The following is a 429-nucleotide window of genomic DNA, read 5'->3' on the forward strand; positions in this document are numbered from 1 at the left end:
GCCTCGAGGGCGCAAGCGCGGCAAAGGCCGGCGCCGCGCCGGTGAGAACCGTCACGCCCCCTACTCCGGCAACATTGGCGTCCGCGCGGTCGCGCCTGCTGAACAGTGCCATCGCCGCGGCCCTCACCGTTGTGCCACGGACGCTGGCGCTGCCATCGGCGGCGTCGGGACCGGAGGCTGGAATGCTGGCTGGGGCATGGGCATCTGAGGCGCCGTCGGGAAGCCCGGCATCATCGCTGGGACCTGTGCAGGCAGCGGCGCGGCTGGCCTGGCTGTTGCTGCCTCGGGTCCACCCGCACGCCCGGACTCCAGTAGCACGGTCGCGTCCTCCTGCACCAACGGGGCGAATACTTTGGTCTTGCCTCGGGCAAACGTCGTGCCGGCTTCCGAAATGTCGGCCACAGTGAAGCCGCGCCACTTCGCGCCAAC

1 pseudogene is annotated in these 429 nt (G+C 70.6%); it reads right to left on the bottom strand.

The features are described 5' to 3' along the window. Nucleotides 1-123: 123 nt before the first annotated feature. Nucleotides 124-429, bottom strand: a pseudogene (locus tag ACYP5B_RS22155) (hypothetical protein); the annotation flags it as partial.

The sequence above is a fragment of the Cupriavidus sp. 8B genome (genome assembly GCF_054589115.1).